Annotated in this window: 21 protein-coding genes; 15 read left to right on the top strand and 6 right to left on the bottom strand. The window is 71.1% G+C overall.

Annotated elements, in window-relative coordinates; all coding sequences use genetic code 11:
• Positions 1-8: 8 nt before the first annotated feature.
• From P3T27_RS13770 to P3T27_RS13785, 4 genes are all read left to right on the top strand, one after another.
• Complete coding sequence (locus P3T27_RS13770) at positions 9-155, top strand: hypothetical protein (RefSeq protein ID WP_280677975.1); 147 nt, start codon at positions 9-11, stop codon at positions 153-155.
• A 125-nt stretch (positions 156-280) separates the two neighbouring features.
• A complete protein-coding gene (uvrB, locus tag P3T27_RS13775) occupies positions 281-2,374 on the top strand; it encodes an excinuclease ABC subunit UvrB (protein WP_280677977.1) in 2,094 nt (697 codons plus the stop codon).
• 254 nt (positions 2,375-2,628) lie between these two features.
• Positions 2,629-3,207 carry a TerD family protein gene (locus P3T27_RS13780; protein WP_280677979.1) on the top strand — a complete coding sequence of 193 codons (579 nt, stop codon included), beginning with the start codon at positions 2,629-2,631 and terminating at the stop codon, positions 3,205-3,207.
• 215 nt (positions 3,208-3,422) lie between these two features.
• Complete coding sequence (locus P3T27_RS13785) at positions 3,423-4,403, top strand: TerC family protein (RefSeq protein ID WP_280677981.1); 981 nt, start codon at positions 3,423-3,425, stop codon at positions 4,401-4,403.
• A gap of 64 nt (positions 4,404-4,467) precedes the next feature.
• Here the strand turns inward: P3T27_RS13785 and P3T27_RS13790 are convergent, their stop codons facing one another.
• Together P3T27_RS13790 and P3T27_RS13795 are read right to left on the bottom strand one after the other, a co-directional pair.
• On the bottom strand, positions 4,468-5,121 hold the full coding sequence (locus tag P3T27_RS13790; RefSeq protein WP_280677983.1) for an MBL fold metallo-hydrolase: 654 nt from the start codon (positions 5,119-5,121) through the stop codon (positions 4,468-4,470).
• 48 nt (positions 5,122-5,169) lie between these two features.
• Positions 5,170-5,916 carry a maleylpyruvate isomerase family mycothiol-dependent enzyme gene (locus tag P3T27_RS13795; RefSeq protein ID WP_280677985.1) on the bottom strand — a complete coding sequence of 249 codons (747 nt, stop codon included), beginning with the start codon at positions 5,914-5,916 and terminating at the stop codon, positions 5,170-5,172.
• Positions 5,917-6,184: 268 nt separating this feature from the next.
• Here P3T27_RS13795 and uvrA point away from each other — a divergent pair, with 268 nt between their 5' ends.
• The 11 genes from uvrA (at position 6,185) to P3T27_RS13850 (ending at position 19,196) form a co-directional block, all read left to right on the top strand.
• Positions 6,185-9,112: an excinuclease ABC subunit UvrA gene (uvrA, locus tag P3T27_RS13800; RefSeq protein WP_280677987.1), complete on the top strand. Its 2,928-nt coding sequence runs from the start codon at positions 6,185-6,187 to the stop codon at positions 9,110-9,112.
• A 121-nt stretch (positions 9,113-9,233) separates the two neighbouring features.
• Complete coding sequence (locus P3T27_RS13805; RefSeq protein ID WP_280677989.1) at positions 9,234-9,677, top strand: Rieske (2Fe-2S) protein; 444 nt, start codon at positions 9,234-9,236, stop codon at positions 9,675-9,677.
• Between the two features lie 51 nt (positions 9,678-9,728).
• Positions 9,729-11,792 (top strand): excinuclease ABC subunit UvrC, encoded by a 2,064-nt coding sequence (uvrC, locus tag P3T27_RS13810; protein WP_280677992.1) that lies wholly within the window; start codon positions 9,729-9,731, stop codon positions 11,790-11,792.
• Between the two features lie 118 nt (positions 11,793-11,910).
• The gene (gene rapZ / locus P3T27_RS13815) at positions 11,911-12,795 is read left to right on the top strand and encodes an RNase adapter RapZ (protein ID WP_280677994.1); all 885 of its coding nucleotides are present in this window, start codon (positions 11,911-11,913) and stop codon (positions 12,793-12,795) included.
• A 63-nt stretch (positions 12,796-12,858) separates the two neighbouring features.
• Complete coding sequence (yvcK, locus tag P3T27_RS13820) at positions 12,859-13,956, top strand: uridine diphosphate-N-acetylglucosamine-binding protein YvcK (RefSeq protein WP_280678319.1); 1,098 nt, start codon at positions 12,859-12,861, stop codon at positions 13,954-13,956.
• Positions 13,947-14,927 carry a DNA-binding protein WhiA gene (gene whiA / locus P3T27_RS13825; protein WP_280677996.1) on the top strand — a complete coding sequence of 327 codons (981 nt, stop codon included), beginning with the start codon at positions 13,947-13,949 and terminating at the stop codon, positions 14,925-14,927. The genes yvcK and whiA overlap by 10 nt, the downstream gene beginning before the upstream one ends.
• 300 nt (positions 14,928-15,227) lie before the next feature.
• Positions 15,228-16,232, top strand: a complete 1,005-nt coding sequence (gap, locus tag P3T27_RS13830) for a type I glyceraldehyde-3-phosphate dehydrogenase (protein WP_280677998.1) — start codon at positions 15,228-15,230, stop codon at positions 16,230-16,232.
• A 150-nt stretch (positions 16,233-16,382) separates the two neighbouring features.
• Positions 16,383-17,585: a phosphoglycerate kinase gene (locus tag P3T27_RS13835; RefSeq protein WP_280678000.1), complete on the top strand. Its 1,203-nt coding sequence runs from the start codon at positions 16,383-16,385 to the stop codon at positions 17,583-17,585.
• A gap of 5 nt (positions 17,586-17,590) precedes the next feature.
• Positions 17,591-18,376 (top strand): triose-phosphate isomerase, encoded by a 786-nt coding sequence (gene tpiA / locus P3T27_RS13840; protein ID WP_280678002.1) that lies wholly within the window; start codon positions 17,591-17,593, stop codon positions 18,374-18,376.
• Positions 18,377-18,466: 90 nt separating this feature from the next.
• Positions 18,467-18,703, top strand: coding sequence for a preprotein translocase subunit SecG (gene secG, locus P3T27_RS13845; RefSeq protein ID WP_280678005.1), 237 nt, complete (start codon positions 18,467-18,469; stop codon positions 18,701-18,703).
• 157 nt (positions 18,704-18,860) lie between these two features.
• A complete protein-coding gene (locus P3T27_RS13850) occupies positions 18,861-19,196 on the top strand; it encodes an RNA polymerase-binding protein RbpA (RefSeq protein ID WP_035841977.1) in 336 nt (111 codons plus the stop codon).
• Positions 19,197-19,257: 61 nt separating this feature from the next.
• On the opposite strand, the gene pgl is transcribed toward P3T27_RS13850, so the two are convergent.
• From pgl to tal, 4 genes are all read right to left on the bottom strand, one after another.
• Complete coding sequence (pgl, locus tag P3T27_RS13855) at positions 19,258-20,046, bottom strand: 6-phosphogluconolactonase (protein ID WP_280678011.1); 789 nt, start codon at positions 20,044-20,046, stop codon at positions 19,258-19,260.
• Entirely contained in the window at positions 20,043-21,152 is a 1,110-nt protein-coding gene (opcA, locus tag P3T27_RS13860; protein WP_280678014.1) for a glucose-6-phosphate dehydrogenase assembly protein OpcA, read from the bottom strand. The genes pgl and opcA overlap by 4 nt, the downstream gene beginning before the upstream one ends.
• A complete protein-coding gene (gene zwf / locus P3T27_RS13865) occupies positions 21,149-22,663 on the bottom strand; it encodes a glucose-6-phosphate dehydrogenase (protein ID WP_280678321.1) in 1,515 nt (504 codons plus the stop codon). The genes opcA and zwf overlap by 4 nt, the downstream gene beginning before the upstream one ends.
• A 106-nt stretch (positions 22,664-22,769) precedes the next feature.
• Positions 22,770-23,909 (bottom strand): transaldolase, encoded by a 1,140-nt coding sequence (gene tal / locus P3T27_RS13870; RefSeq protein WP_280678016.1) that lies wholly within the window; start codon positions 23,907-23,909, stop codon positions 22,770-22,772.
• Between the last annotated feature and the right edge of the window lie 65 nt (positions 23,910-23,974).

Consider the following 23,974-nt stretch of genomic DNA (forward strand, 5'->3'; position numbering starts at 1 on the left):
GGCGGCGGATGGCGCTGGCCGAGGCCGTGTACGCCCGCCGGTCCGCTCTCGGCTGGACGCCCGCCGAGCTCGCAGAGCGTGCCGGGCTGGACGAGGAGACGGTCGAGAGCATCGAGGAGAGCGGCGTCGATCCGACGCTGCCGCTGATCGAGTGACTGGCCGCCGCCTTCGACTCCGTGGTCCGGATCGACCCCGCGCGCGAGCCCGCCATGAGGTTCGAGGCGCACGCGGCCTGAGCGGACCGGTGCCGCTTGTCAGTGATGGGTCGTACGGTGGACCCGTGCGACCCATCACGAGTATTGAGCGGTCAGTGGCGCCCTTCGAGGTCGTCAGTCCCTTCCAGCCGAACGGGGACCAGCCGGCGGCGATCGCCGAGTTGGAGCGGCGGATCAAGGGCGGGGAGAAGGACGTCGTCCTGCTCGGTGCCACCGGTACCGGGAAGTCGGCCACCACGGCCTGGATGATCGAGCGGCTGCAGCGGCCCACCCTGGTGATGGCGCCGAACAAGACGCTGGCCGCCCAGCTGGCCAACGAGTTCCGCGAGCTGCTGCCGAACAACGCGGTCGAGTACTTCGTCTCGTACTACGACTACTACCAGCCCGAGGCGTACGTCCCGCAGACGGACACCTACATCGAGAAGGACTCCTCGATCAACGAGGAGGTCGAGCGGCTGCGGCACTCGGCGACCAACTCACTGCTGACCCGGCGGGACGTGGTGGTGGTCGCGTCCGTGTCCTGCATCTACGGCCTCGGCACCCCGCAGGAGTACGTGGACCGGATGGTGCCGCTGAAGGTCGGCCAGGAGATCGACCGGGACGTCCTGCTGCGCCGCTTCGTGGACATCCAGTACGCCCGCAACGACGTGGCGTTCACCCGCGGCACCTTCCGGGTCCGCGGCGACACCATCGAGATCTTCCCGGTCTACGAGGAGCTGGCCGTCCGGATCGAGATGTTCGGTGACGAGATCGAGGCGCTGTACACCCTGCACCCGCTCACCGGCGAGATCATCAGCCAGGACGAGTCGGTGTACGTCTTCCCCGCCTCGCACTACGTGGCCGGCCCGGAGCGCATGGAGCGGGCGATCACCGGCATCGAGGCGGAGCTGGAGGGGACGCTCGCCAGGCTGGAGAAGCAGGGCAAGCTGCTGGAGGCCCAGCGGCTGCGGATGCGCACCACCTACGACATCGAGATGCTGCGCCAGATCGGCACCTGCTCGGGCGTCGAGAACTACTCGATGCACTTCGACGGCCGCGAGCCGGGCTCCCCGCCGAACACCCTGCTCGACTACTTCCCGGAGGACTTCCTCCTGGTCATCGACGAGTCGCACGTCACCGTCCCGCAGATCGGCGCGATGTACGAGGGCGACGCCTCGCGCAAGCGCACCCTGGTCGAGCACGGCTTCCGGCTGCCCTCCGCGATGGACAACCGCCCGCTGAAGTGGGAGGAGTTCCTGGAGCGGACCGACCAGACGGTGTACCTGTCGGCGACGCCGGGCCCGTACGAGCTGTCCCGCGGCGACGGCCAGGTCGAGCAGATCATCCGCCCGACCGGCCTGATCGACCCGGAGGTGATCGTCAAGCCGACCGAGGGCCAGATCGACGACCTGGTGCACGAGGTCCGCCGCCGGGTCGAGCGGGACGAGCGCGTCCTGGTCACCACGCTGACCAAGAAGATGGCCGAGGACCTCACCGACTACATGCTCGGCCTGGACATCCGGGTCCGGTACCTGCACAGCGACGTGGACACCCTGCGCCGGGTGGAGCTGCTGCGCGAGCTGCGGGCGGGCCGGTACGACGTGCTGGTCGGCATCAACCTGCTGCGCGAGGGCCTGGACCTGCCCGAGGTGTCGCTGGTGGCGATCCTGGACGCGGACAAGGAGGGCTTCCTGCGCTCCGGCACCTCGCTGATCCAGACGATCGGGCGCGCCGCCCGCAACGTCTCCGGCCAGGTGCACATGTACGCGGACCGGATCACCCCGTCGATGGAGAAGGCGATCGACGAGACCAACCGCCGCCGGGCCGTGCAGCAGGCCTACAACAAGAAGCACGGGATCGACCCGCAGCCGCTGCGGAAGAAGATCGGCGACATCCTGGACACCCTCGCCCGCGAGGACGTGGACACCGACGAGCTGCTCTCCACCGGCTACCGCGGGGCCGCGTCGAAGGGCAAGGCGCCGGTGCCGGCCCTGGGCATCGAGCGCAAGCAGGGCGAGAGCCTGCCGGCCACCGAGCTGGCGGAGCTGATCCAGTCGATGACGGAGCGGATGCACGCGGCCGCCGCCGACCTCCAGTTCGAGGTCGCGGCCCGGCTGCGCGACGAGGTGAAGGAGCTGAAGAGGGAGCTGCGTCAGATGCGGGAGGCCGGCGTGGCCTGATCGAGGGGGTGGCGGGGGCCGCCGGGCCGGGCCGGTGTGACACCGGTCAAGCCCGGCGCTGTCTCAGCCTTGCCACAAAGCGGCGAACGCCGGGGGAAGCGGGGTTCCGCAGGCCCTAGGCTGGCCTGCGGCATCGACCTCGGGACGGGGCGGTGCGGCAGCAACAGGGGGCCTCAGCCGGGGGACGGCACGGGGTGTTCCACCGTGGTGCCGCGCGGGGACCGACCGCGCGGCCGGGCAGAGAGGACAACGCCGTGTCGGTGAACCTTGCCAAGGGCCAGCGGGTCAGTCTCCAGAAGGGGCCCGGCGGCACGCTCACCGTGGTCCGGATGGGGCTCGGCTGGCGGGCCGCGCCCAAGCGGGGCCTGTTCGGCAGCCGGACCAGGACGATCGACCTGGACGCCTCGGCGCTCCTGTACGCCGAGAAGACCCCGTCCGACGTGGTGTTCTTCCAGCACCTGGAGAGCACGGACGGTTCCGTCCGGCACACCGGGGACAACCTGGAGGGCGGCTCCGGCGCGGAGGACGACGAGGCGATCCTGGTGGACCTGCTGCACGTGCCGCCGCACATCACCCAGGTGGTGTTCACGGTGAGCTCGTACACCGGGCAGACCTTCGCGGAGGTGCAGAACGCGCACTGCCGGCTGGTGGACGAGACCACGGGCGAGGAGCTGGCCCGGTACGAGCTGGCCGGGGGCGGGCCGCACACCGGGCAGATCATGGCGAAGGTGTTCCGCGACGGGTCCGGCGGCTGGGAGATGCAGGCGATCGGCGCGCCGGCCAAGGGGCGGACCTTCCAGGACCTGCTCCCGGCGATCGAGCCGCACCTCTGACGGTTCTTTACCTTCTTTACCTTTCTTTGGGCTTCCTGTTACTCTCGATGGCAGCGGAGGGGAGTATTCCCCCGCAGTTGTCCCGTCATCACGGGTGCCCACGAGCGGCGCCCCGGGGCGCTGGTCCGTGCGGACGCCCCGGAGCGGGCCCGGCGGGCGGAAGAGACCTCCGGCAGTGACGATGACTGTCTCGCCTACCTGCCGGAGGAGCAGTAGTGGACGTTTCCATAGCCATGTGGGTCACCACGATCGGTGTGCTGATCGCACTGATCGTGGCGGACTTCTTCATCGGGGGTCGCAAGCCGCACGAGGTCTCGATCAAGGAGGCCGGGATCTGGACCGCGGTCTGGATCGTGCTGGCGCTGATCTTCGGCGGGTTCCTCTGGTGGCACTCCGGCGCGCAGCCGGCCGGTGAGTTCTTCGCCGGTTACATCACCGAGAAGTCGCTCAGTGTCGACAACCTCTTCGTGTTCATCCTGATCATGGGCAAGTTCGCGGTGCCGAGGATCTACCAGCAGCGCGTGCTGATGTTCGGTGTGATCATCGCGCTGGTGCTGCGGGCGGTGTTCATCGCCGGCGGCGCGGCGCTGGTCTCCGAGTTCTCCTGGGTGTTCTTCATCTTCGGCGCCTTCCTGATCTGGACCGCCTGGAAGCTGATCAAGGAAGCCCGGGCCGGCGAGGAGGACGAGGAGTTCGAGGAGAACCGCCTGCTCAAGTCGATCGAGCAGCGCTTCCCGTCCACCGACAAGTACCACGGCACCAAGCTCTTCGTCCGGGAGAACGGCCGCCGGCTGATGACCCCGATGCTGATCGTGATGCTGGCGATCGGCACCACGGACGTGCTGTTCGCGCTGGACTCCATCCCGGCGATCTTCGGCCTCACCCAGGACCCGTACATCGTCTTCACCGCCAACGCCTTCGCCCTGATGGGCCTGCGCCAGCTGTACTTCCTGATCGGCGGCCTGCTGAAGAAGCTGGTCCACCTGTCGTACGGCCTGTCGGTGATCCTCGGCTTCATCGGGGTGAAGCTGGTGCTGCACGCGGCGCACGAGGCGGGCGCGAACGTGCCGGAGATCGGCATCCCGCTCTCGCTGGGCGTCATCGTGGTCGTGCTGGCCGTCACCACGGTCACCAGCCTGATGGCCTCGAAGAAGCGGGAGCGGGCCGAGCGCGAGGCCGAGAAGCTGGACGCCTGAGCCCGTTGACGGCCGAGGCCCCCGTGACCGCTGACGGTCGCGGGGGCCTCGGCCGTGTCCGGGTTCACCAGCCGCGCTCGCGCCACTCGTCGAGGTGCGGGCGCTCGGCGCCGAGGGTGGTGTCGTTGCCGTGGCCGGGGTAGACCCAGGCCTCGTCCGGGAGGACGTCGAAGATCTTCTCGTTGACGTCCCGGAAGAGGGTCTTGAACGCCTCCGCGTCGCCCCAGGTGTTGCCGACGCCGCCCGGGAAGAGGCAGTCGCCGGTGAACACGTGCGGGTGGCCCTGCGGGTCGTCGTAGACCAGCACGATCGCGCCGGGGGTGTGCCCGACCAGGTGCCGGACGGTGAGCTCGACCTGGCCGACCCGCAGCCGGTCGCCGTCCGCGAGCAGCAGCTCGGTGGGCACGTCGATGCCCTCGGCGTCGTGGGCACCGGCGGCGGTGCGGGCGCCGGTGGTGGCGACCACCTCGGCGAGCGCGCCCCAGTGGTCGTGGTGCCGGTGGGTGGTGACCACCGTGGCCAGTTCGTCGCCGATGCTCTCCAGCAGCACCGGGGCGTCGGCGGCCGCGTCGATCAGCAGCTGCTCGTCGGTGGCCCGGCAGCGCAGCAGGTAGGCGTTGTTGTCGTACGGGCCCACGGCCGCCTTGGTGATGATCAGGTGGGCCAGCTCGCGCACGTCCGGCGGTCCGCCGACCTTGACCGCTCCGTGGTACGTCATCCGTCCGCTCCTCGTCCGACTGCAGGGGTCAGGATCATCGTCCCGCCGTCAGCCCATGGGGGGAAGCTGGGGGAGCGCGGTGTCGGGGGTGCGACGCAGGCCGTCGCCGTCGGAGCGGCCGGAGAGCCAGGCCAGCAGGGCGCGGACGGGGCCCTCGACGGTCAGGGCGGGCTCGCCCGCGCCGATCGTGCCGCGGTCCTCGGTGTCGTCGGCGACGAGCCGGACGGCGGGCAGCCCGGTGTGGCCGGCCAGCCCGGCGGCGAGCCTGCCGAACTCGGCCACCGCGAACACCTCCGGCCACTGCGCGGGGGTGTAGCCGGCGTCCAGGTCGACGTGGTGGTACTCGACCTCGGCGAGGCGCTTCCACGGGATGTCGGAGGCCGGGAAGACGTAGCCGGTGCGGTGGCGGACCTCGACCGTCCAGGCCTCGCCGGTCATCGGCGCGGCCGCCGCGGCGAAGCGCTGGTGGCTGGCCTCCAGGTCGGCCAGCTGGACGTCCACCGGGCGGGGCGCGTCGTCCTCGATCTGCCGGTCGCGGGCCTCGGTGCTGGCGTACTGCGGGATGTCGGTGCCGGTGCGGGCGCCGTTCAGCAGGTTGACCAGGGAGTCGGCGTTGCGGGCGATGTGGGCCAGGACGTGGCCCCTGGTCCAGCCGGGCAGCGCGGAGGGCTCGGCGGCGGCCGCGGGCTTCAGCTCGGACACGGTGCGCAGCAGGTGCCGGGTGCTCTCCTCGACCAGGCCCAGCCGCTCGGTGGCGAGGGCGGCGGAGGCGGCGGCGGTCTGCGGGTCGGTCATCGGATCGGCCTTCTGTGGGAGACGGCGCGTTGCCCGCACGGGGCTTCGCTCGTTGACCAGCTGACGCTACCGCCGAATCCGGCCGCTGAGCAGGGCCTTTTTCGGTCCGGGTGCGGACGGTCCGAGGGGCGCCCTCACTCGTTCGGGTGGACTCCACTGGACAAGGTCGATATTCGAACGCCTGAGCTATAGGCTGGCTGCCGCATCCTGGAAGAAGTACCGAATCTCACCGCAAGCCCTCTCGCCCCGGAGAAAGGCGCCAGAAGCAGTGGCCGACCGCCTCATCGTCCGCGGTGCTCGCGAGCACAACCTCAAGAACGTCTCGCTCGACCTGCCCCGCGACTCCCTCATCGTCTTCACGGGCCTCTCCGGCTCCGGCAAGTCCTCGCTCGCCTTCGACACGATCTTCGCCGAGGGCCAGCGCCGCTACGTCGAGTCGTTGTCGTCCTACGCCCGTCAGTTCCTCGGGCAGATGGACAAGCCCGACGTGGACTTCATCGAAGGCCTCTCCCCGGCCGTCTCGATCGACCAGAAGTCCACCAACCGCAACCCCCGTTCGACCGTCGGCACCATCACCGAGGTCTACGACTACCTGCGCCTGCTGTTCGCCCGGATCGGCAAGCCGCACTGCCCGCACTGCGCCCGCCCGATCGCCAAGCAGTCGCCGCAGGCGATCGTCGACAAGGTGCTGGAGCTCGCCGAGGGCACCCGTTTCCAGGTGCTCAGCCCCGTGGTGCGCGAGCGCAAGGGCGAGTTCGTCGACCTCTTCGCCGACCTCCAGTCCAAGGGCTACTCGCGCGCCCGGGTGGACGGCGAGACGATCCAGCTCGCCGAGCCGCCGAAGCTCAAGAAGCAGGAGAAGCACACCGTCGAGGTGGTCATCGACCGCCTGACCGTCAAGGAGAGCGCCAAGCGGCGGCTCACCGACTCGGTGGAGACGGCCCTGCGGCTGTCCGGCGGCATGGTCGTGCTCGACTTCGTCGACCTCCCCGAGGACGACGCGGAGCGCGAGCGGATGTACTCCGAGCACCTCTACTGCCCGTACGACGACGTGTCGTTCGAGGAGCTGGAGCCGCGCTCGTTCTCCTTCAACTCGCCGTTCGGTGCCTGCCCGGACTGCTCGGGCCTGGGCAACCGGATGGAGGTGGACCCGGAGCTGGTCATCCCCGATCCGGAGCGCTCGCTGGAGGAGGGCGCGATCCACCCGTGGTCGGCCGGCCACGCCAAGGAGTACTTCCAGCGCCTGATCGACGCGCTCGCCGAGGAACTGGGCTTCCGCACCGACATCCCGTGGGCCGGGCTGCCCGCCCGGGCCAAGAAGGCGCTGCTGTACGGGCACAAGCACCAGGTGCAGGTCCGCTACCGCAACCGCTTCGGCCGCGAGCGCTCGTACAGCACCGGCTTCGAGGGCGCCGTCCCGTTCATCCAGCGCCGGCACACCGAGGCGGAGAGCGACAGCAGCCGCGAGCGCTTCGAGGGCTACATGCGCGAGGTGCCCTGCCCGACCTGCGACGGCACCCGGCTCAAGCCGGTGGTGCTCGCGGTCACCGTCGAGGACCGCTCGATCGCCGACGTCTCGGCGATGTCGATCAGCGACTGCGCCGAGTTCCTGGGCGCGATGAAGCTCAACGACCGGGACAAGCAGATCGCCGAGCGCGTCCTCAAGGAGGTCAACGAGCGGCTGCGCTTCCTGGTCGACGTCGGCCTGGACTACCTCTCGCTGAACCGCGCGGCCGGCACCCTGTCCGGCGGCGAGGCCCAGCGGATCCGGCTGGCCACCCAGATCGGCTCCGGCCTGGTCGGCGTGCTGTACGTGCTGGACGAGCCGTCCATCGGCCTGCACCAGCGGGACAACCACCGGCTGATCGAGACGCTGGTGCGGCTGCGCGACATCGGCAACACCCTGATCGTGGTCGAGCACGACGAGGACACCATCAAGACGGCGGACTGGGTGGTCGACATCGGCCCGGGCGCCGGCGAGCACGGCGGCAAGGTGGTGCACTCCGGTTCGCTGAAGCAGCTGCTGACCAACAAGGAGTCGCTGACCGGCCAGTACCTCTCCGGCAAGCGGTCCATCCCGATCCCGGCCGGCCGCCGCGACCGGGACAAGAAGCGCCAGCTGACCGTCCACGGCGCCCGCGAGCACAACCTCAAGGACGTCACGGTCGGCTTCCCGCTCGGCACCTTCACCGCGATCACCGGCGTCTCCGGCTCCGGCAAGTCGACGCTGGTCAACGACATCCTCTACACCCACCTGGCCCGGGAGCTGAACGGCGCCCGCAGCGTGCCCGGCCGGCACACCCGGATCACCGGCACCGACCTGGTGGACAAGGTGGTGCACGTCGACCAGTCGCCGATCGGGCGCACCCCGCGCTCCAACCCGGCCACCTACACCGGGGTGTTCGACCACGTCCGCCGGCTCTTCGCGGAGACGCAGGAGGCGAAGGTCCGCGGCTACCTGCCGGGCCGGTTCTCCTTCAACGTCAAGGGCGGGCGCTGCGAGAACTGCTCGGGCGACGGCACCATCAAGATCGAGATGAACTTCCTGCCGGACGTCTACGTGCCGTGCGAGGTCTGCCACGGCGCCCGGTACAACCGGGAGACGCTGGAGGTGCACTACAAGGGCAAGTCCATCGCCGAGGTGCTGGACATGCCGATCGAGGAGGCGCTGGCCTTCTTCGAGGCCGTCCCGGCGATCGCCCGGCACCTCAGGACGCTCAACGACGTCGGCCTCGGCTACGTCCGGCTCGGCCAGTCCGCGCCGACGTTGTCCGGCGGCGAGGCGCAGCGCGTCAAGCTCGCCTCCGAGCTGCAGAAGCGCTCCACCGGGCGGACGGTCTACGTGCTGGACGAGCCCACCACCGGCCTGCACTTCGAGGACATCAGCAAGCTGATCAAGGTGCTCAGCGGGCTGGTCGAGAAGGGCAACACGGTGATCGTCATCGAGCACAACCTCGATGTGATCAAGACCGCCGACTGGGTCGTCGACATGGGCCCCGAGGGCGGCTCCGGCGGTGGCACGGTGGTCGCCGAGGGCACCCCGGAGCAGATCGCGGCCGTCTCGGAGAGCCACACCGGCAAGTTCCTGCGGGACATCCTGCCGGGCGGGTTCGCGGACGCCCCGGTCGCCGCCCCGGCCAGGACGCGGGCCAAGGCGGCCGCCCCGCGCAAGCGGGCCACCGCAGCGAAGAAGTAGAGCCGCAGCGAAGAAGTACGGCCGACACCGCCCCGCCGCTCCCGTCCCCGGGAACGGCGGGGCGTGTGCCGCATAGACTTCCGACGTCCCACGCAGCACGCCGAACCGCAGGAGCGCACCGATGTCAGAGGCCCCCGAGACGAGCCCCGCCACCTCCCGCCGCACCCTGCTCTGCGGGGCCGCGGCCGTCCTCGCGGCCGGCGGCGCCGTGGCGGTCACCGGCTGCGGTTCCTCCGCGAGTTCCTCCAGCTCTAGCACCGCCGCCAAGGGCCCGGTGGACCTCGGCCCGGCCTCGGCGGTGCCCGAGGGCGGCGGCAAGGTCTTCCGCGAGCAGAAGATCGTCGTGACCCAGCCGGCCGCCGGGGAGTACAAGGCTTTCAGCGCCAAGTGCACCCACGCCGGCTGCATCGTCGACCAGGTGAAGAACCAGCAGATCCAGTGCCCCTGCCACGGCAGCCGGTTCGCCATCACCGACGGCGCCGTCCAGGACGGCCCGGCCCCCAGCCCGCTGCCCGCCTACACCGTCACGGTCGACGGCGGGAACCTCAAGGTGACCCCGAGCTGAAGCAGTTGATCTCCCCTCCGCAGCCCCGGCCCCACTCGGTACGGTGGACTCATGGCTGACCCGAGCACCTACCGGCCGGCGCCGGGCGCGATCCCGACCTCGCCGGGCGTCTACAAGTTCCGTGACGCCCACGGCCGGGTGATCTACGTCGGCAAGGCCAAGAGCCTGCGGCCGCGCCTGTCGTCCTACTTCCAGGACCTGGCGGGCCTGCACCCGCGCACCGCGACGATGGTCACCACGGCCGCCTCGGTGGAGTGGACGGTGGTGGCCACCGAGGTCGAGGCGCTCCAGCTGGAGTACTCCTGGATCAAGGAGTTCGACCCGCGGTTCAACGTCAAGTACCGCGACGACAAGAGCTATCCGGAGCTCGCCGTCACCCTGAACGAGGAGTACCCGCGGGTCCAGGTGATGCGCGGGGCGCACAAGAAGGGCGTGCGCTACTTCGGCCCGTACGGGCACGCCTGGGCGATCCGCGAGACGGTCGACCTGCTGCTGCGCGTCTTCCCCGTCCGCACCTGCTCCAACGGCGTGTTCAAGCGCGCCCGGCAGGTCGGCCGGCCCTGCCTGCTCGGCTACATCGGCAAGTGCGCCGCGCCCTGCGTCGGCAAGGTCACGCCGGACGAACACCGGGCACTGGCCGAGGACTTCTGCGACTTCATGGCCGGGCGCACCGGCAACTACCTGCGCCGGCTCGAAGAGCAGATGCGGGAGGCCGCCGAGGAGATGGAGTACGAGAAGGCGGGCCGGCTGCGGGACGACATCGGCGCCCTCAAGCGCGCGATGGAGAAGAACGCCATCGTGCTCGCCGACGCCACCGACGCCGACCTGCTGGCCGTCGCCGAGGACGAACTGGAGGCCGCCGTCCAGATCTTCCACGTCCGCGGCGGCCGGGTGCGCGGCCAGCGCGGCTGGGTCACCGACAAGGTCGAGGACGTCGACACCGCCGCCCTGGTCGAGCACGCCCTCCAGCAGCTCTACGGCGGTGCCGGGCAGGACGAGCGCAACGAATCCGTCCCGCGCGAGGTGCTGGTCCCGGCGCTGCCCGAGCCGGCCGGTCCGGTCCGGGAGTGGCTGAGCGGCCTGCGTGGCAGCCAGGTCGACCTGCGCATCCCGCAGCGCGGCGACAAGAAGGACCTGATGACCACCGTGCAGCGCAACGCCCAGCAGGCGCTGGCGCTGCACAAGACCAAGCGCGCCTCCGACCTCACCACCCGCAGCCGCGCCCTGCAGGAGATCGCCGACGCGCTGGAGCTGGACTCGGTGCCGCTGCGCATCGAGTGCTTCGACATCTCCCACCTCCAGGGCGAGGACGTGGTCGCCTCGATGGTCGTCTTCGAGGACGGCCTGGCCCGCAAGAGCGAGTACCGGCGCTTCCAGATCAAGGGCTTCGAGGGCCAGGACGACGTCCGCTCGATGCACGAGGTGATCGGCCGGCGCTTCCGCCGCTACCTCCAGGAGCGCGAGCAGACCGGTGAGTGGGCCGTCCCCGAGGCCGACGACCCGGGCGCCGCCGACGGCACCGGGGCCCCGGCCGGCCCGATCGACCCGGAGACGGGCCGTCCGCGCCGCTTCGCCTACCCGCCGCAGCTGCTGGTCGTCGACGGCGGCCAGCCGCAGGTCGCCGCCGCCAAACGCGCCCTGGACGAACTCGGCATCGACGACGTCGCGCTGTGCGGCCTGGCCAAGCGCCTGGAGGAGGTCTGGCTGCCCGGCGAGGACGACCCGGTGGTGCTGCCGCGCTCCAGCGAGGGCCTCTACCTGCTCCAGCGGGTCCGCGACGAGGCCCACCGCTTCGCGATCACGTACCAGCGCAGCAAGCGTTCCAAGCGACTCACCGCCGGGGAGCTGGACTCCGTCCCGGGCCTCGGCGAGACTCGCCGCCAGGCGCTGCTCAAGCACTTCGGCTCGCTGAAGAGGCTCCGGGCCGCCACCGTCGACGAACTCTGCGCCGTACCCGGCATCGGACGCCGCACGGCGGAGACTGTTGCGGCGGCGTTGTCGTCCCGTACACCCGCCGCCCCCGCGGTGAACACCGCGACCGGCGAGATCATCGGGGACGGGGACGAGCCGGTGGCCGCAGCACCCCAGACCGCACCATCCCAGGAGACGCCATGACGGCCGACGTCGCCCGTCGGGCGGCGCGCCCCACTCCCGCCCGCCTGTCCGGGCGGGGGAAGGGCGGCCGTGCCCTGCGCGTTCTCCCCAGCAGAAAGACCGAGAACGGGGAACCGAAGTGACCGTGTCAGACGTGGCCGAGAACGCGCCGGAGCTGGTGATCATCTCCGGCATGTCCGGAGCCGGCCGCTCCACCGCCGCGAAGTGCCTGGAGGACCTGGGCTGGTTCGTGGTGGACAACCTGCCGCCGGCCCTGATCCCGACCATGGTCGACCTGGGCGCACGCTCCCAGGGCAACGTCGCCCGGATCGGCGTGGTCGTGGACGTCCGGGGCCGCCAGTTCTTCGACGACCTGCTCACCTCGCTCGACGAGCTGGAGAAGCGCGGCGTCCGGCTCAGCGTGGTGTTCCTGGACTCCTCCGACGACGCGCTGGTGCGCCGCTTCGAGAGCGTGCGCCGCCCGCACCCGCTGCAGGCCGACGGCCGGATCGTCGACGGCATCGCCAGGGAGCGCGACCTGCTGCGCGACCTGCGCGGCGAGGCCGACCTGGTGATCGACACCTCCAACCTCAACGTGCACCAGCTGCGCGCCAAGCTGGACGCCCAGTTCGCCGACCACGACGAGCCCGAGCTGCGCGCCACCGTGATGTCCTTCGGCTTCAAGTACGGCCTGCCGGTCGACGCCGACCTGGTGGTGGACTGCCGCTTCCTGCCCAACCCGCACTGGGTGCCCGAGCTGCGCGCCCGCACCGGCACCGACGCGGACGTCGCCGACTACGTGTTCCAGCAGCCCGGCGCCAACGAGTTCCTGAACGGCTACGCGGAGCTGCTGCGCATCGTCACCGAGGGGTACCGCCGCGAGGGGAAGCGCTACATGACGCTTGCCGTAGGCTGCACCGGTGGCAAGCACCGCAGCGTCGCGATGTCCGAGCGCCTGACCAAGCGTCTCATCGCCGACGGAGTGGAGACGGTGCTCGTCCACCGTGACATGGGACGGGAGTGACCGCCGCCTCCTAGCCGGGTCGCCGGCGGGGCCGGTGGCGGCGGCGAGGAACGCGAGGTGAGTGTGGCGGGATACGTGCCCGGGCGGCAGCCGCAGAACAGGAGTGCCGACCGGGCGGGTGGCCCGGCCCGGCCGCCGGCCCCGAGCCGGCCGCGCAGCAGCCCCGCCCGGGCCAATCCGGCCCCCCGGATCACCGCGCTGGGCGGCGGCCAGGGCCTGTCCGCCTCGCTCTCCGCGCTGCGCCGGCTCACCAGCGACCTGACCGCCGTGGTCACCGTCGCCGACGACGGCGGCTCCAGCGGCCGGCTGCGCACCGAGCTGGGCGTGCTGCCCCCAGGCGACCTGCGCAAGGCGCTGGCCGCGCTGTGCGGGGACGACGACTGGGGCCGCACCTGGTCCGAGGTGATCCAGCAGCGCTTCACCGGCACCGGCGAGCTGGGCGGCCACGCCGTCGGCAACCTGCTGATCGTCGCGCTCTGGGAGAAGCTCGGCGACCCGGTCGCGGCCCTGGACTGGGTCGGCCGGCTGCTGAACGTCCAGGGGCGGGTGCTGCCGATGTCGGCGGTGCCGCTGGACATCGAGGCGACCGTGCGCGGCCACGACCCGGAGCGCCCCGGCGAGGTGACGGCCGTCCGCGGCCAGGCCAGCGTCGCGGTCACGCCCGGCACCGTGCAGTCGATCCGGCTGCTGCCGGACGGGCCGCCGGCCGTCCCGGAGGCGGTCACCGCCGTCCGGGAGGCGGACTGGGTGGTGCTCGGGCCCGGCTCCTGGTTCACCAGCGTGCTGCCGCACCTGCTGGTGCCGGAGCTGGCCAAGGCGCTCACCGAGACCCGCGCCCGCCGCCTGCTCACCCTGAACCTGGCCCCCCAGCCCGGCGAGACCGAGGGCTTCACCCCGCAGCGCCACCTGGAGGTCATCGCCGACCACGCCCCCGGCCTCGCGGTGGATGCGATCCTGGTGGACGAGCGCGCCGTCACCGGCGGCGCCTTCGGCCAGGCGGACCTGGCCGGGCTGGAGAAGGCCGCCGAGCGGATGGGCGCCGCCCTGGTGCTCGGCCGGGTGGCCCGCACCGACGGCACCCCGCGACACGACCCGGAGCTGTTGGCGGCCGCGTACGACCGGATTTTCCGGACACATGGAAGGATCGGGCCATGGCGATGACTCCAGCGGTGAAGGACGAGATCAGCCGGCTCCCGGTCACCCGGGCCTGCTGCCGCAAGGCGGAGGTGTCGGCGATCCTGCGGTTCGCGGGCGGGCTGCACATCGTGAGCGGCCGCATCGTGATCGAGGCGGAGCTGGACACCGGCGCGGCTGCGCGCCGGCTGCGCAAGGACCTGCTGGAGATCTTCGGACACTCCTCCGACCTCGTGGTGATGGCCCCCGGCGGACTGCGGCGCGGCAGCCGCTTCGTCGTCCGGGTGGTCAAGGACGGCGAACTGCTCGCGCGCCAGACCGGCCTCGTGGACGGCCGCGGCCGACCGATCCGGGGGCTGCCCCCGGCGGTCGTCTCCGGGGCCACCTGCGACGCCGAGGCGGCCTGGCGCGGGGCCTTCCTGGCCCACGGCTCGCTCACCGAGCCGGGTCGCTCCTCCTCGCTGGAGATCACCTGCCCCGGCTCCGAGGCCGCGCTCGCCCTGGTCGGTGCGGCCCGCCGGCTCGGCATCCCGGCCAAGGCCCGCGAGGTGCGCGGCGTGGACCGGGTGGTGATCCGCGACGGCGACGCGATCGGCGCGCTGCTGACCCGGCTCGGCGCGCACGAGTCGGTGCTCGCCTGGGAGGAGCGCCGGATGCGGCGCGAGGTCCGGGCCACCGCCAACCGCCTGGCCAACTTCGACGACGCCAACCTGCGCCGCTCGGCCCGCGCCGCGGTGGCGGCCGGCGCCCGGGTGGCCCGGGCGCTGGAGATCCTCGGTGACGAGGTGCCCGACCACCTGGCCGCGGCCGGCCAGCTGCGGATGCAGCACAAGCAGGCCTCGCTGGAGGAGCTGGGCGCGCTCGCCGACCCGCCGCTGACCAAGGACGCGGTGGCCGGCCGGATCCGCCGCCTGCTGGCGATGGCGGACAAGCGCGCCTCCGAGCTCGGCCTGCCGAGCACCGAGGCCAACCTGACCGACGAGATGGCGATGAACTGACCGCCACGCTGCGTGACTGATTCGCGGCCGGTGTCCGGATTCCGGGCACCGGCCGCCGTTGTCTCCGGACGGGGTGCCCGGACGCGCCCGGGCATCGAAATTGGTAGAGACCACTGGGCCGGGACCAACTGCCCTGACGGCCAAGGACGGTCGGCCTGATTTCGCGCCACGCCAGGTCGTCGCACGTGGCGCGATGTGCCCTCCCAGGCGTAGGAGGGGTAGGGTCATAGGCGGTCGGGGACTTCCCAAATCTCACCCCCGTCGGCTTAGCTCCGGCGTACCTAACGAGGAGATCGGTTCGTGACGATCCGGGTAGGCATCAACGGATTCGGCCGCATCGGCCGCAACTTCTTCCGCGCGGTCAAGGCGCAGGGCGCGGACATCGAGATCGTCGGTGTCAACGACCTGACTGACACGAAGACCCTGGCTCACCTGCTCAAGTACGACACCACCCTGGGCACCTTCCCGGGCACGGTCTCGCACACCGAGGACAGCATCACCGTCGACGGCAAGACCTTCCAGGTCACCGCCGAGCGTGACCCCGCCAACCTGCCGTGGGCCGCCCTGGGCGCCGACATCGTCGTCGAGTCCACCGGCATCTTCACCAAGGCCGAGGCGGCCAAGAAGCACCTCGCCGCCGGCGCCAAGAAGGTCATCATCTCGGCGCCCGCCACCGACGAGGACGTCACCATCGTGATGGGCGTCAACGACGACAAGTACGACGCCGCGAACCACACGATCATCTCCAACGCCTCCTGCACCACCAACTGTGTGGCGCCGATGGCCAAGGTGCTGAACGAGAGCTTCGGCATCGTCAAGGGTCTGATGACCACCGTCCACGCGTTCACCAACGACCAGGTGACCCTGGACTTCCCGCACAAGGACCTGCGCCGCGCCCGTGCCGCGTCGCAGAACATCATCCCGACCTCGACCGGTGCCGCCAAGGCGACCGCCCTGGTCCTGCCGGAGCTCAAGGGCAAGCTGGACGGCACCTCGCTGCGCGTCCCGGTCCCGACCGGTTCCATCACGGACCTGGTCGTCACCCTGGAGCGCGAGGTCACCAAGGACGAGGTCAACGCCGCGTTCCAGAAGGCCGCGGAGGGCCCGCTCAAGGGCATCCTGGCCTACACCGAGGACCCGATCGTCTCCTCGGACATCGTCAACGACCCGGCCTCCTGCATCTTCGACTCCCAGCTCACCATGGTCCAGGGCAACCAGGTCAAGGTGCTCGGTTGGTACGACAACGAGTGGGGCTACTCGAACCGCCTCGTCAACCTGACCTCCCTCGTCGGCGGCCAGCTCTGACGCAGCGGGAGCTGACGTGATGTAGGGGCGAGGGCCCGGCTGGCGCACTGTGCCGACCGGGCCCTCGTCCTGCGCACAAGGACTTCTCAGGCGGCCCCTGCGCCGTGCCGCCTCTGCGCATCAACCATCTCCCCAGGAGAGCCAATCCCCGTGAAGACCATCGAAGACCTCGACGTCGCCGGCAAGCGCGTGTTCGTCCGCGCGGACCTGAACGTCCCGCTGTCGGACGGCCGGATCACCGACGACGGCCGGATCCGCGCCGTCGCCCCGACCATCGCCAAGCTCGTCGAGCGCGGCGCCCGGGTCGTCGTCGCCTCCCACCTCGGCCGTCCCAAGGGCGCGCCGGACCCGCAGTTCTCCCTCGCGCCGGTGGCCGGCCGCCTCGGCGAGATCCTCGGCAAGCCGGTCGCCTTCGCCACCGACACCGTCGGCGACAGCGCCACGGCGACCGTCGCCGCGCTGGGCGACGGCGAGGTCGCGCTGCTGGAGAACCTGCGCTTCAACGCCGGCGAGACCAGCAAGGACGACGCCGAGCGCGGCGCCTTCGCCGATCAGCTGGCCACCCTCGCCGACCTGTACGTCGGCGACGGCTTCGGTGCGGTGCACCGCAAGCACGCCTCGGTGTTCGACCTGCCGCAGCGCCTGCCGCACGCCGCCGGCGACCTGATCGCCACCGAGGTCGGCGTGCTGAAGAAGCTCACCGACGAGGTCGCGCGCCCGTACGTGGTCGTGCTCGGCGGTGCCAAGGTCTCCGACAAGCTCGGCGTGATCGACAACCTGCTGAAGAAGGCCGACCGGATCCTGATCGGCGGCGGCATGGCGTACACCTTCCTCGCGGCCAAGGGCCACGAGGTCGGCATCTCGCTGCTTCAGGAAGACCAGAAGGGCAGGTGCCTGGAGTACCTGGCGGAGGCGGAGAAGCGCGGCGTCGAGTTCGTGCTGCCGGTGGACGTCCTGGTCTCCAAGGACTTCCCCGACCTCAAGACGAAGGCGCCGGCGGACTTCGGGACCGTCGCCGCGGACGCCATCCCGGCCGACCAGGAGGGCCTGGACATCGGCCCGAAGACCCGTGAGCTGTTCGCCGCGAAGCTGGTGGACGCCGGGACGGTCTTCTGGAACGGCCCGATGGGCGTCTTCGAGCACCCGGACTACGCCAACGGCACCAAGGCCGTCGCGCAGGCCCTGCTCGACAGCCCCGGCTTCACCGTGGTCGGCGGTGGCGACTCCGCCGCGGCCGTCCGCATCCTGGGCTTCGACGAGAACGCATTCGGACACATCTCGACCGGCGGTGGCGCCAGCCTCGAGTACCTGGAGGGCAAGACCCTCCCCGGTCTCGCCGCCCTGGAAGGCTGAAAGCAATGACTGAGCGTCTCCCGCTGATGGCGGGCAACTGGAAGATGAACCTCAACCACCTTGAGGCCATCCAGCACACCCAGAAGCTGGCCTTCGCGCTGGCCGACAAGGACTACGAGGCCGTCGAGGTCGCCGTCCTGGTCCCGTTCACCGACCTGCGCTCGGTGCAGACCCTGGTCGACGGCGACAAGCTGAAGATCAAGTACGGCTCGCAGGACATCTCGCAGCACGACTCCGGTGCCTACACCGGCGAGGTCTCCGGCCCGATGCTGGCCAAGCTGAAGTGCACCTTCGCGGTGATCGGCCACTCGGAGCGCCGCCAGTACCACGGCGAGGGCGAGGAGATCGTCAACGCCAAGGTGAAGGCCGCCTACCGGGCCGGGATCACCCCGATCCTGTGCATCGGCGAGCCGCTGGACATCCGCAAGGCCGGTACCCACGTCGAGTACACCCTGGCCCAGCTGGACGGCGCCCTGGCGGACATCCCGGCCCACCAGGCCGAGTCCATCGTGGTCGCCTACGAGCCGGTCTGGGCGATCGGCACCGGCGAGGTGGCCACCCCGGAGGACGCGCAGGAGGTCTGCGCCGCCATCCGCCGGCGGATCGCCGAGCTGTACGGCGCCGAGCTGGCCGGCAAGGTCCGTGTCCTGTACGGCGGTTCGGTGAAGTCGTCGAGCGCGGCCGGTCTGATGGCCAAGCCCGACATCGACGGCGGCCTGATCGGCGGTGCCTCGCTGGACGCCGACGAGTTCGTCAAGATCGTGCGCTACCGTGAGCAGGCAGTAGGCTAACGCCTCCGCAGCAACGTAGGCTTTGGGGCCGGACCGCCGTAAGCGGCCCGGCCCCGTCGCCGAAGAAGATACGAGAGAGTTGGTCCCGTCGTGGTTCTCGGGTTCTCGATTGCCCTGATCATCTTCAGTCTGCTGATGATCCTGCTGGTGCTGCTGCACAAGGGGAAGGGCGGCGGCCTGTCGGACATGTTCGGTGGCGGCGCGATGTCCACCGGCGGCGGTTCGGCGGTGGCCGAGCGCAACCTGGACCGCATCACGATCGTGGTCGGCCTCGGCTGGTTCGCCTGCATCATGGTGCTGGGCCTGGTGCTGAAGTACAAGAGCTGACGTTACCCTGACGCCCCGTCGCCCGAGCGCCTATCCTGGGACGGTCGGGGGCGGAGGCGATGGCGGTGGACGCTTAACTCCTGCTTACACTAGGACGACTTTCGCCACCGACGCGCACCGCGGCGGGTCGGCGCACCAGCACGCAGGGAGTCAGACCGTGGCAAGTGGCAACGCCATCCGTGGCAGCAGGGTCGGAGCGGGCCCGATGGGTGAGGCGGAGCGCGGCGAGTCCGCCCCGCGCAACCGGATCTCCTTCTGGTGTGCCAACAAGCACGAGACCCGGCCGAGCTTTGCCGCCGAGGCCGTCATCCCGGACACCTGGGACTGCCCGCGGTGCGGCTTCCCCGCCGGCCAGGACGAGCACAACCCGCCCGCGCCCTCGCGCAACGAGCCGTACAAGACCCACCTCGCCTACGTCCGCGAGCGGCGCACCGACGCCGACGGCGAGGCGATCCTCGCCGAGGCGCTGGCCAAGCTGCGCGGCGAGATCTGACCCTGACGACCGAAGGGCGCCACCGTCGACGACGGTGGCGCCCTTCGGCGTGTGCCGGCCGCTAGGCCGAGGCCGGCGGGTACAGCTGGGGCGGGATCCGCTCCGCCGCGGCCCGGTCCAGCAGCCACAGGGTGCGGCTGCGGCCGTACGCGCCGGAGGCGGGCGCCTGGAGCTCGCCGGGACCGGACAGGGCCATCGCGACCGCGCCCGCCTTGTCCTCGCCGGCCGCCAGCAGCCAGACCTCGCGGGCCGTCCGGATCGCCGGGAGGGTGAGCGAGATCCGGGTCGGCGGGGGCTTGGGGGCCCCGCGCACGCCGATCACGGTCAGCTCGATCTCCCGCACGCCCGGGTGCTCGGGGAAGAGCGAGGCGACGTGGGTGTCCGGGCCGACGCCGAGCAGCAGCACGTCGAAGGCCGGGACGCCGAGCCGGTCGCCCGGACCGGCCGCCTTCGCCAGCTCCTCCGCGTAGCGGGCGGCGGCGGCCTCCACGTCCGAGCCGTCCACACCGTCCGAGGCGGGCATCTCGTGCACCCGCGCCGGGTCGAGCGGGACGGAGTCCAGCAGTTCGGCGCGGGCCTGGACGGCGTTGCGCTCGGGGTCCCCGGCGGGGACGAAGCGCTCGTCGCCCCACCAGAGGTCCAGCCGCGCCCAGTCGACCGCGTCGCGCGCCGGGGAGGCGGCGATCGCGGCCAGCAGGGCGTTGCCGTTGCGTCCGCCGGTGAGCACCACCGAGGCGGCGCCGCGGGCGGCCTGGGCGTCCACGATCCGGGTGATCAGCCGGGCCGCGGCCGCCTGGGCCATCAGCTCCTTGTCCCGGTGGACGACCAGCTGCGGGGTGGCGGCGGTCATGCGCTCCCCTTTGCGGCACGCTTGGCGGGCTTCTTGACCGGGGCCTGCTCCGCCGCCTCGTCGGCCGACGCCGCGCCCTCGGCGGTGACCTTGGCGGTCACCCGGGCGGGGTTGGCCACCGCGGCCTCGGCGGCCGCCGCGCGGGCGACCCGCTCGGCCGCCGTCGTCTCGGCGTTGACCGGCTCGCGCAGCTGCTCGACGGGCGTGCGCACGGCCGTCGCGTAGATGTCGTCCGGGTCGAGCCGGCGCAGCTCCTCGGCGATCAGCTCCGCGGTCTCGCGCCGCTTGAGCGCGACCTGGCGGTCCGGGGAGCCGGGCATGCAGAGCGTGCCCATCAGGCCGTCCGGGCGGTCCAGGGTGATGTCGCCGTCCTTGGTGCGCAGGTGCACCGCGGTGATGCCGGGGCCGCCGGTGACGACCCGCTCGACCGGCACGTGCAGCCGGTTGTGCAGCCAGAGGCCGAGCAGTTCGACGCTGGGGTTGTAGGACTCGCCCTCGACCGCCGCGGAGGTGATCGTGGCCGGGCGCTGGTCCAGCGCGGCGGCCAGCATCGAGCGCCAGCCGGTGATCCGGGTCCAGGCCAGGTCGGTGTCGCCCGGGGTGTAGCTCTGGGCCCGCTGGGCGAGCTGGCCGACCGGGGACTCGGCGGTGACCGCGTCGGTGATCCGGCGCTGGGCGAGCGCGCCCAGCGGGTCCTGCGCCGGGTGCAGCGGCGCGTTGTCGGGCCACCAGACGACGACCGGGGCGTCCGGCAGCAGCAGCGGCAGGACCACCGACTGGGCGTGCGCGGCGAGTTCGCCGTGCATGCGCAGGATGACCGTTTCGCCGGATCCGGCGTCGGTGCCGACCAGGATCTCGGCGTCCAGCCTGGTCTCGGCGCGGGCCCGGGGCGAGCGCCCGGCGCGCTTGATCACCGCGAGGGTGCGCGAGGGGTGCTCGCGGGAGGCGTCGTTGGCGGCCTTGAGGGCGTCGTACGCGCTGCCCTCGTCGGTCACGATCACCAGGGTGAGCACCATGCCGGCGGCGGTGGAGCCGCTGGCCCGACGCGCCTCCATCAGCGCGGCGTTGATCTTGCTGGACGTCGTGTTGGTGAGGTCGATCTTCATGGCCGGCGCCAGCTCCTGCCGTCTCGTGCGAGCATCTCGTCCGCCTCGACGGGGCCCCAGGTCCCCGCCGCGTACTGGGCGGGCTTGCCGTGGGTGTCCCAGTACCTCTCGATCGGGTCGAGGATCTGCCAGGAGAGCTCGACCTCCTGGTGGCGCGGGAACAGGTTGGCGTCGCCGAGCAGCACGTCGAGGATGAGCCGCTCGTACGCCTCCGGGCTGGACTCGGTGAAGGACTCGCCGTACGCGAAGTCCATCGTGACGTCCCGGACCTCGAAGGAGGTGCCCGGCACCTTGGAGCCGAACCGCACCGTCACGCCCTCGTCCGGCTGGACCCGGATGACCAGGGCGTTCTGCCCCAGCTCCTCGGTCGCGTAGGAGTCGAACGGCAGGTACGGGGCGCGCTGGAAGACCACCGCGATCTCGGTGACCCGGCGGCCCAGCCGCTTGCCGGTGCGCAGGTAGAACGGAACGCCCGCCCAGCGGCGGTTGTTGATCTCCAGCTTGATCGCCGCGTAGGTGTCGGTCTTGGAGTCCGGGTTGATGCCGTCCTCGTCCAGGTAGCCGACCACCTCCTCGCCGCCCTGCCAGCCGGCCGCGTACTGGCCGCGCACGGTGTGCCGGCCGAGGTCGGTCGGGAGCTTGACGGCGCTGAGCACCTTGAGCTTCTCGGCCACCAGCGCCTTCGGGTGGAAGGACGCCGGCTCCTCGATGGCGGTGAGCGCCATCAGCTGGAGCAGGTGGTTCTGGATGACGTCGCGGGCGGAGCCGATGCCGTCGTAGTAGCCGGCCCGGCCGCCGATGCCGATGTCCTCGGCCATGGTGATCTGCACGTGGTCGACGTACGACCGGTTCCAGATCGGCTCGAACATCTGGTTGGCGAAGCGCAGCGCCAGGATGTTCTGGACCGTCTCCTTGCCCAGGTAGTGGTCGATCCGGAAGACCTCGTCCCGGGGGAAGACCTCGTGGACGATCCGGTTCAGCTCCTGGGCGCTCTCCAGGTCGTGGCCGAAGGGCTTCTCGATGACGGCGCGGCGCCAGGAGCCCTGCGGCGGGTCGGCCAGGCCGTGCTTCTTGAGCTGCTGGACGACGGTCGGGAAGAACTTCGGCGGGACGGACAGGTAGAAGGCGAAGTTTCCGCCGGTGCCCTGCGCCTTGTCGAGCTCCTGGATGGTCTCGCGCAGCTTGTCGAAGGCGTCGTCGTCGTCGAAGGTGCCGTGGACGAAGCGCATGCCCTTGGCGAGCTGCTGCCAGACCTCCTCCCGGAACGGGGTCCGGGCGTGGTCCTTGACCGCGTCGTGGACCTCCTTGGCGAAGTCCTCGTCGTCCCACTCGCGGCGGGCGAAGCCGACGAGCGAGAAGCCCGGCGGCAGCAGGCCGCGGTTGGCCAGGTCGTAGATGGCCGGCATGAGCTTCTTGCGGGAGAGGTCGCCGGTGACTCCGAAGATGACCAGCCCCGACGGCCCCGCGATGCGCGGGAGCCGTCGGTCGGCCGGGTCACGAAGCGGGTTGATCGGCGCCGGCGGGAGGTCGTCCGCGTCCGACTCCGATGTCAACTCGGGGAAATCAGTGCTCACTTGATGGGCTCCGCTTTCGTGCGCTGGCTGTGTGAGCGAACGGTCACTTCTCGTCGGCGAAGGAGGCGAGCGAGGCGGTGACGGTGTCGAGCAGCTCGTTCCAGGACTGCTCGAACTTCTCCACGCCCTCGTCCTCCAGCACCTGGACCACGTCGTCGTAGTCCACGCCGGCGGCGGTGATGGCGTCCATCACGGCCTTGGCGTCGGCGTAGTTGGGGACGATGGTGCCGCCGGTGACCACGCCGTGGTCGGCGGTGGCCTCCAGGGTGGCCTCGGGCATGGTGTTCACGGTGCCGGGGGCGACCAACTCGGTGACGTACAGGGTGTCCGGCAGGGCCGGGTCCTTGACGCCGGTGGAGGCCCACAGCGGGCGCTGCGGCTTGGCGCCGGCGGCCTCCAGGGAACGCCAGCGGGCGCTGCCGGCGGTCTTGCCGTCGACCGAGCCGAAGACCTCCTCGTACGCCTGGTAGGCGAGGCGGGCGTTGGCCAGGGCGGCCTTGGAGCGCAGGTTCTTCGCCTCGCCGCCGATCTTGTCCAGGCGCTTGTCGATCTCGGTGTCCACGCGGGAGACGAAGAACGAGGCGACCGACTCGATCTGGGAGAGGTCCAGGCCCTTGGCCTTGGCGGTCTCCAGGCCGGTCAGGTAGGCGTCGATGACGGCCTTGTAGCGCTCCAGCGAGAAGATCAGCGTGACGTTGACGCTGATGCCCCGGCCGATCACCTCGCTGATCGCCGGCAGGCCGGCCCTGGTGGCGGGGATCTTGATGAAGACGTTCGGGCGGTCGACCAGCCACCACAGCTGCTTGGCCTCGGCCGCGGTGGCCGCGGTCTCGTGGGCCAGGCGCGGGTCGACCTCGATGGAGACCCGGCCGTCGCGGCCGTTGGAGGCGTCGTAGACCGGGCGCAGCACGTCGGCCGCGTCGCGCACGTCCGAGGTGGTGATCATGCGGACGGCCTCGTCGGTGGTGACCTTGCGGACGGCGAGGTCGCGCAGCTGGCCGTCGTAGGAGCTGTCGCCGCCGCCGATGGCCTTCTGGAAGATGGTCGGGTTGGTGGTGACACCCACCACGTGCTTGTTCTGCACCAGCTCGGCGAGGTTGCCGGTGTTCAGCCGCTTGCGGCTGAGGTCGTCCAGCCAGATCGCCACGCCTTCGTCGCTGAGGCGCTTCAATGCGTCAGTCATGGTGCTTCAGTCCTTTTTTCCGCTGTCTTCGTGGGGTAGTCGGAGGGGCCGTGTGCCCGCGTGCG

It is taken from the genome of Kitasatospora sp. MAA19 (assembly GCF_029894125.1).
In the GTDB taxonomy this organism is placed as follows: Bacteria; Actinomycetota; Actinomycetes; order Streptomycetales; family Streptomycetaceae; genus Kitasatospora.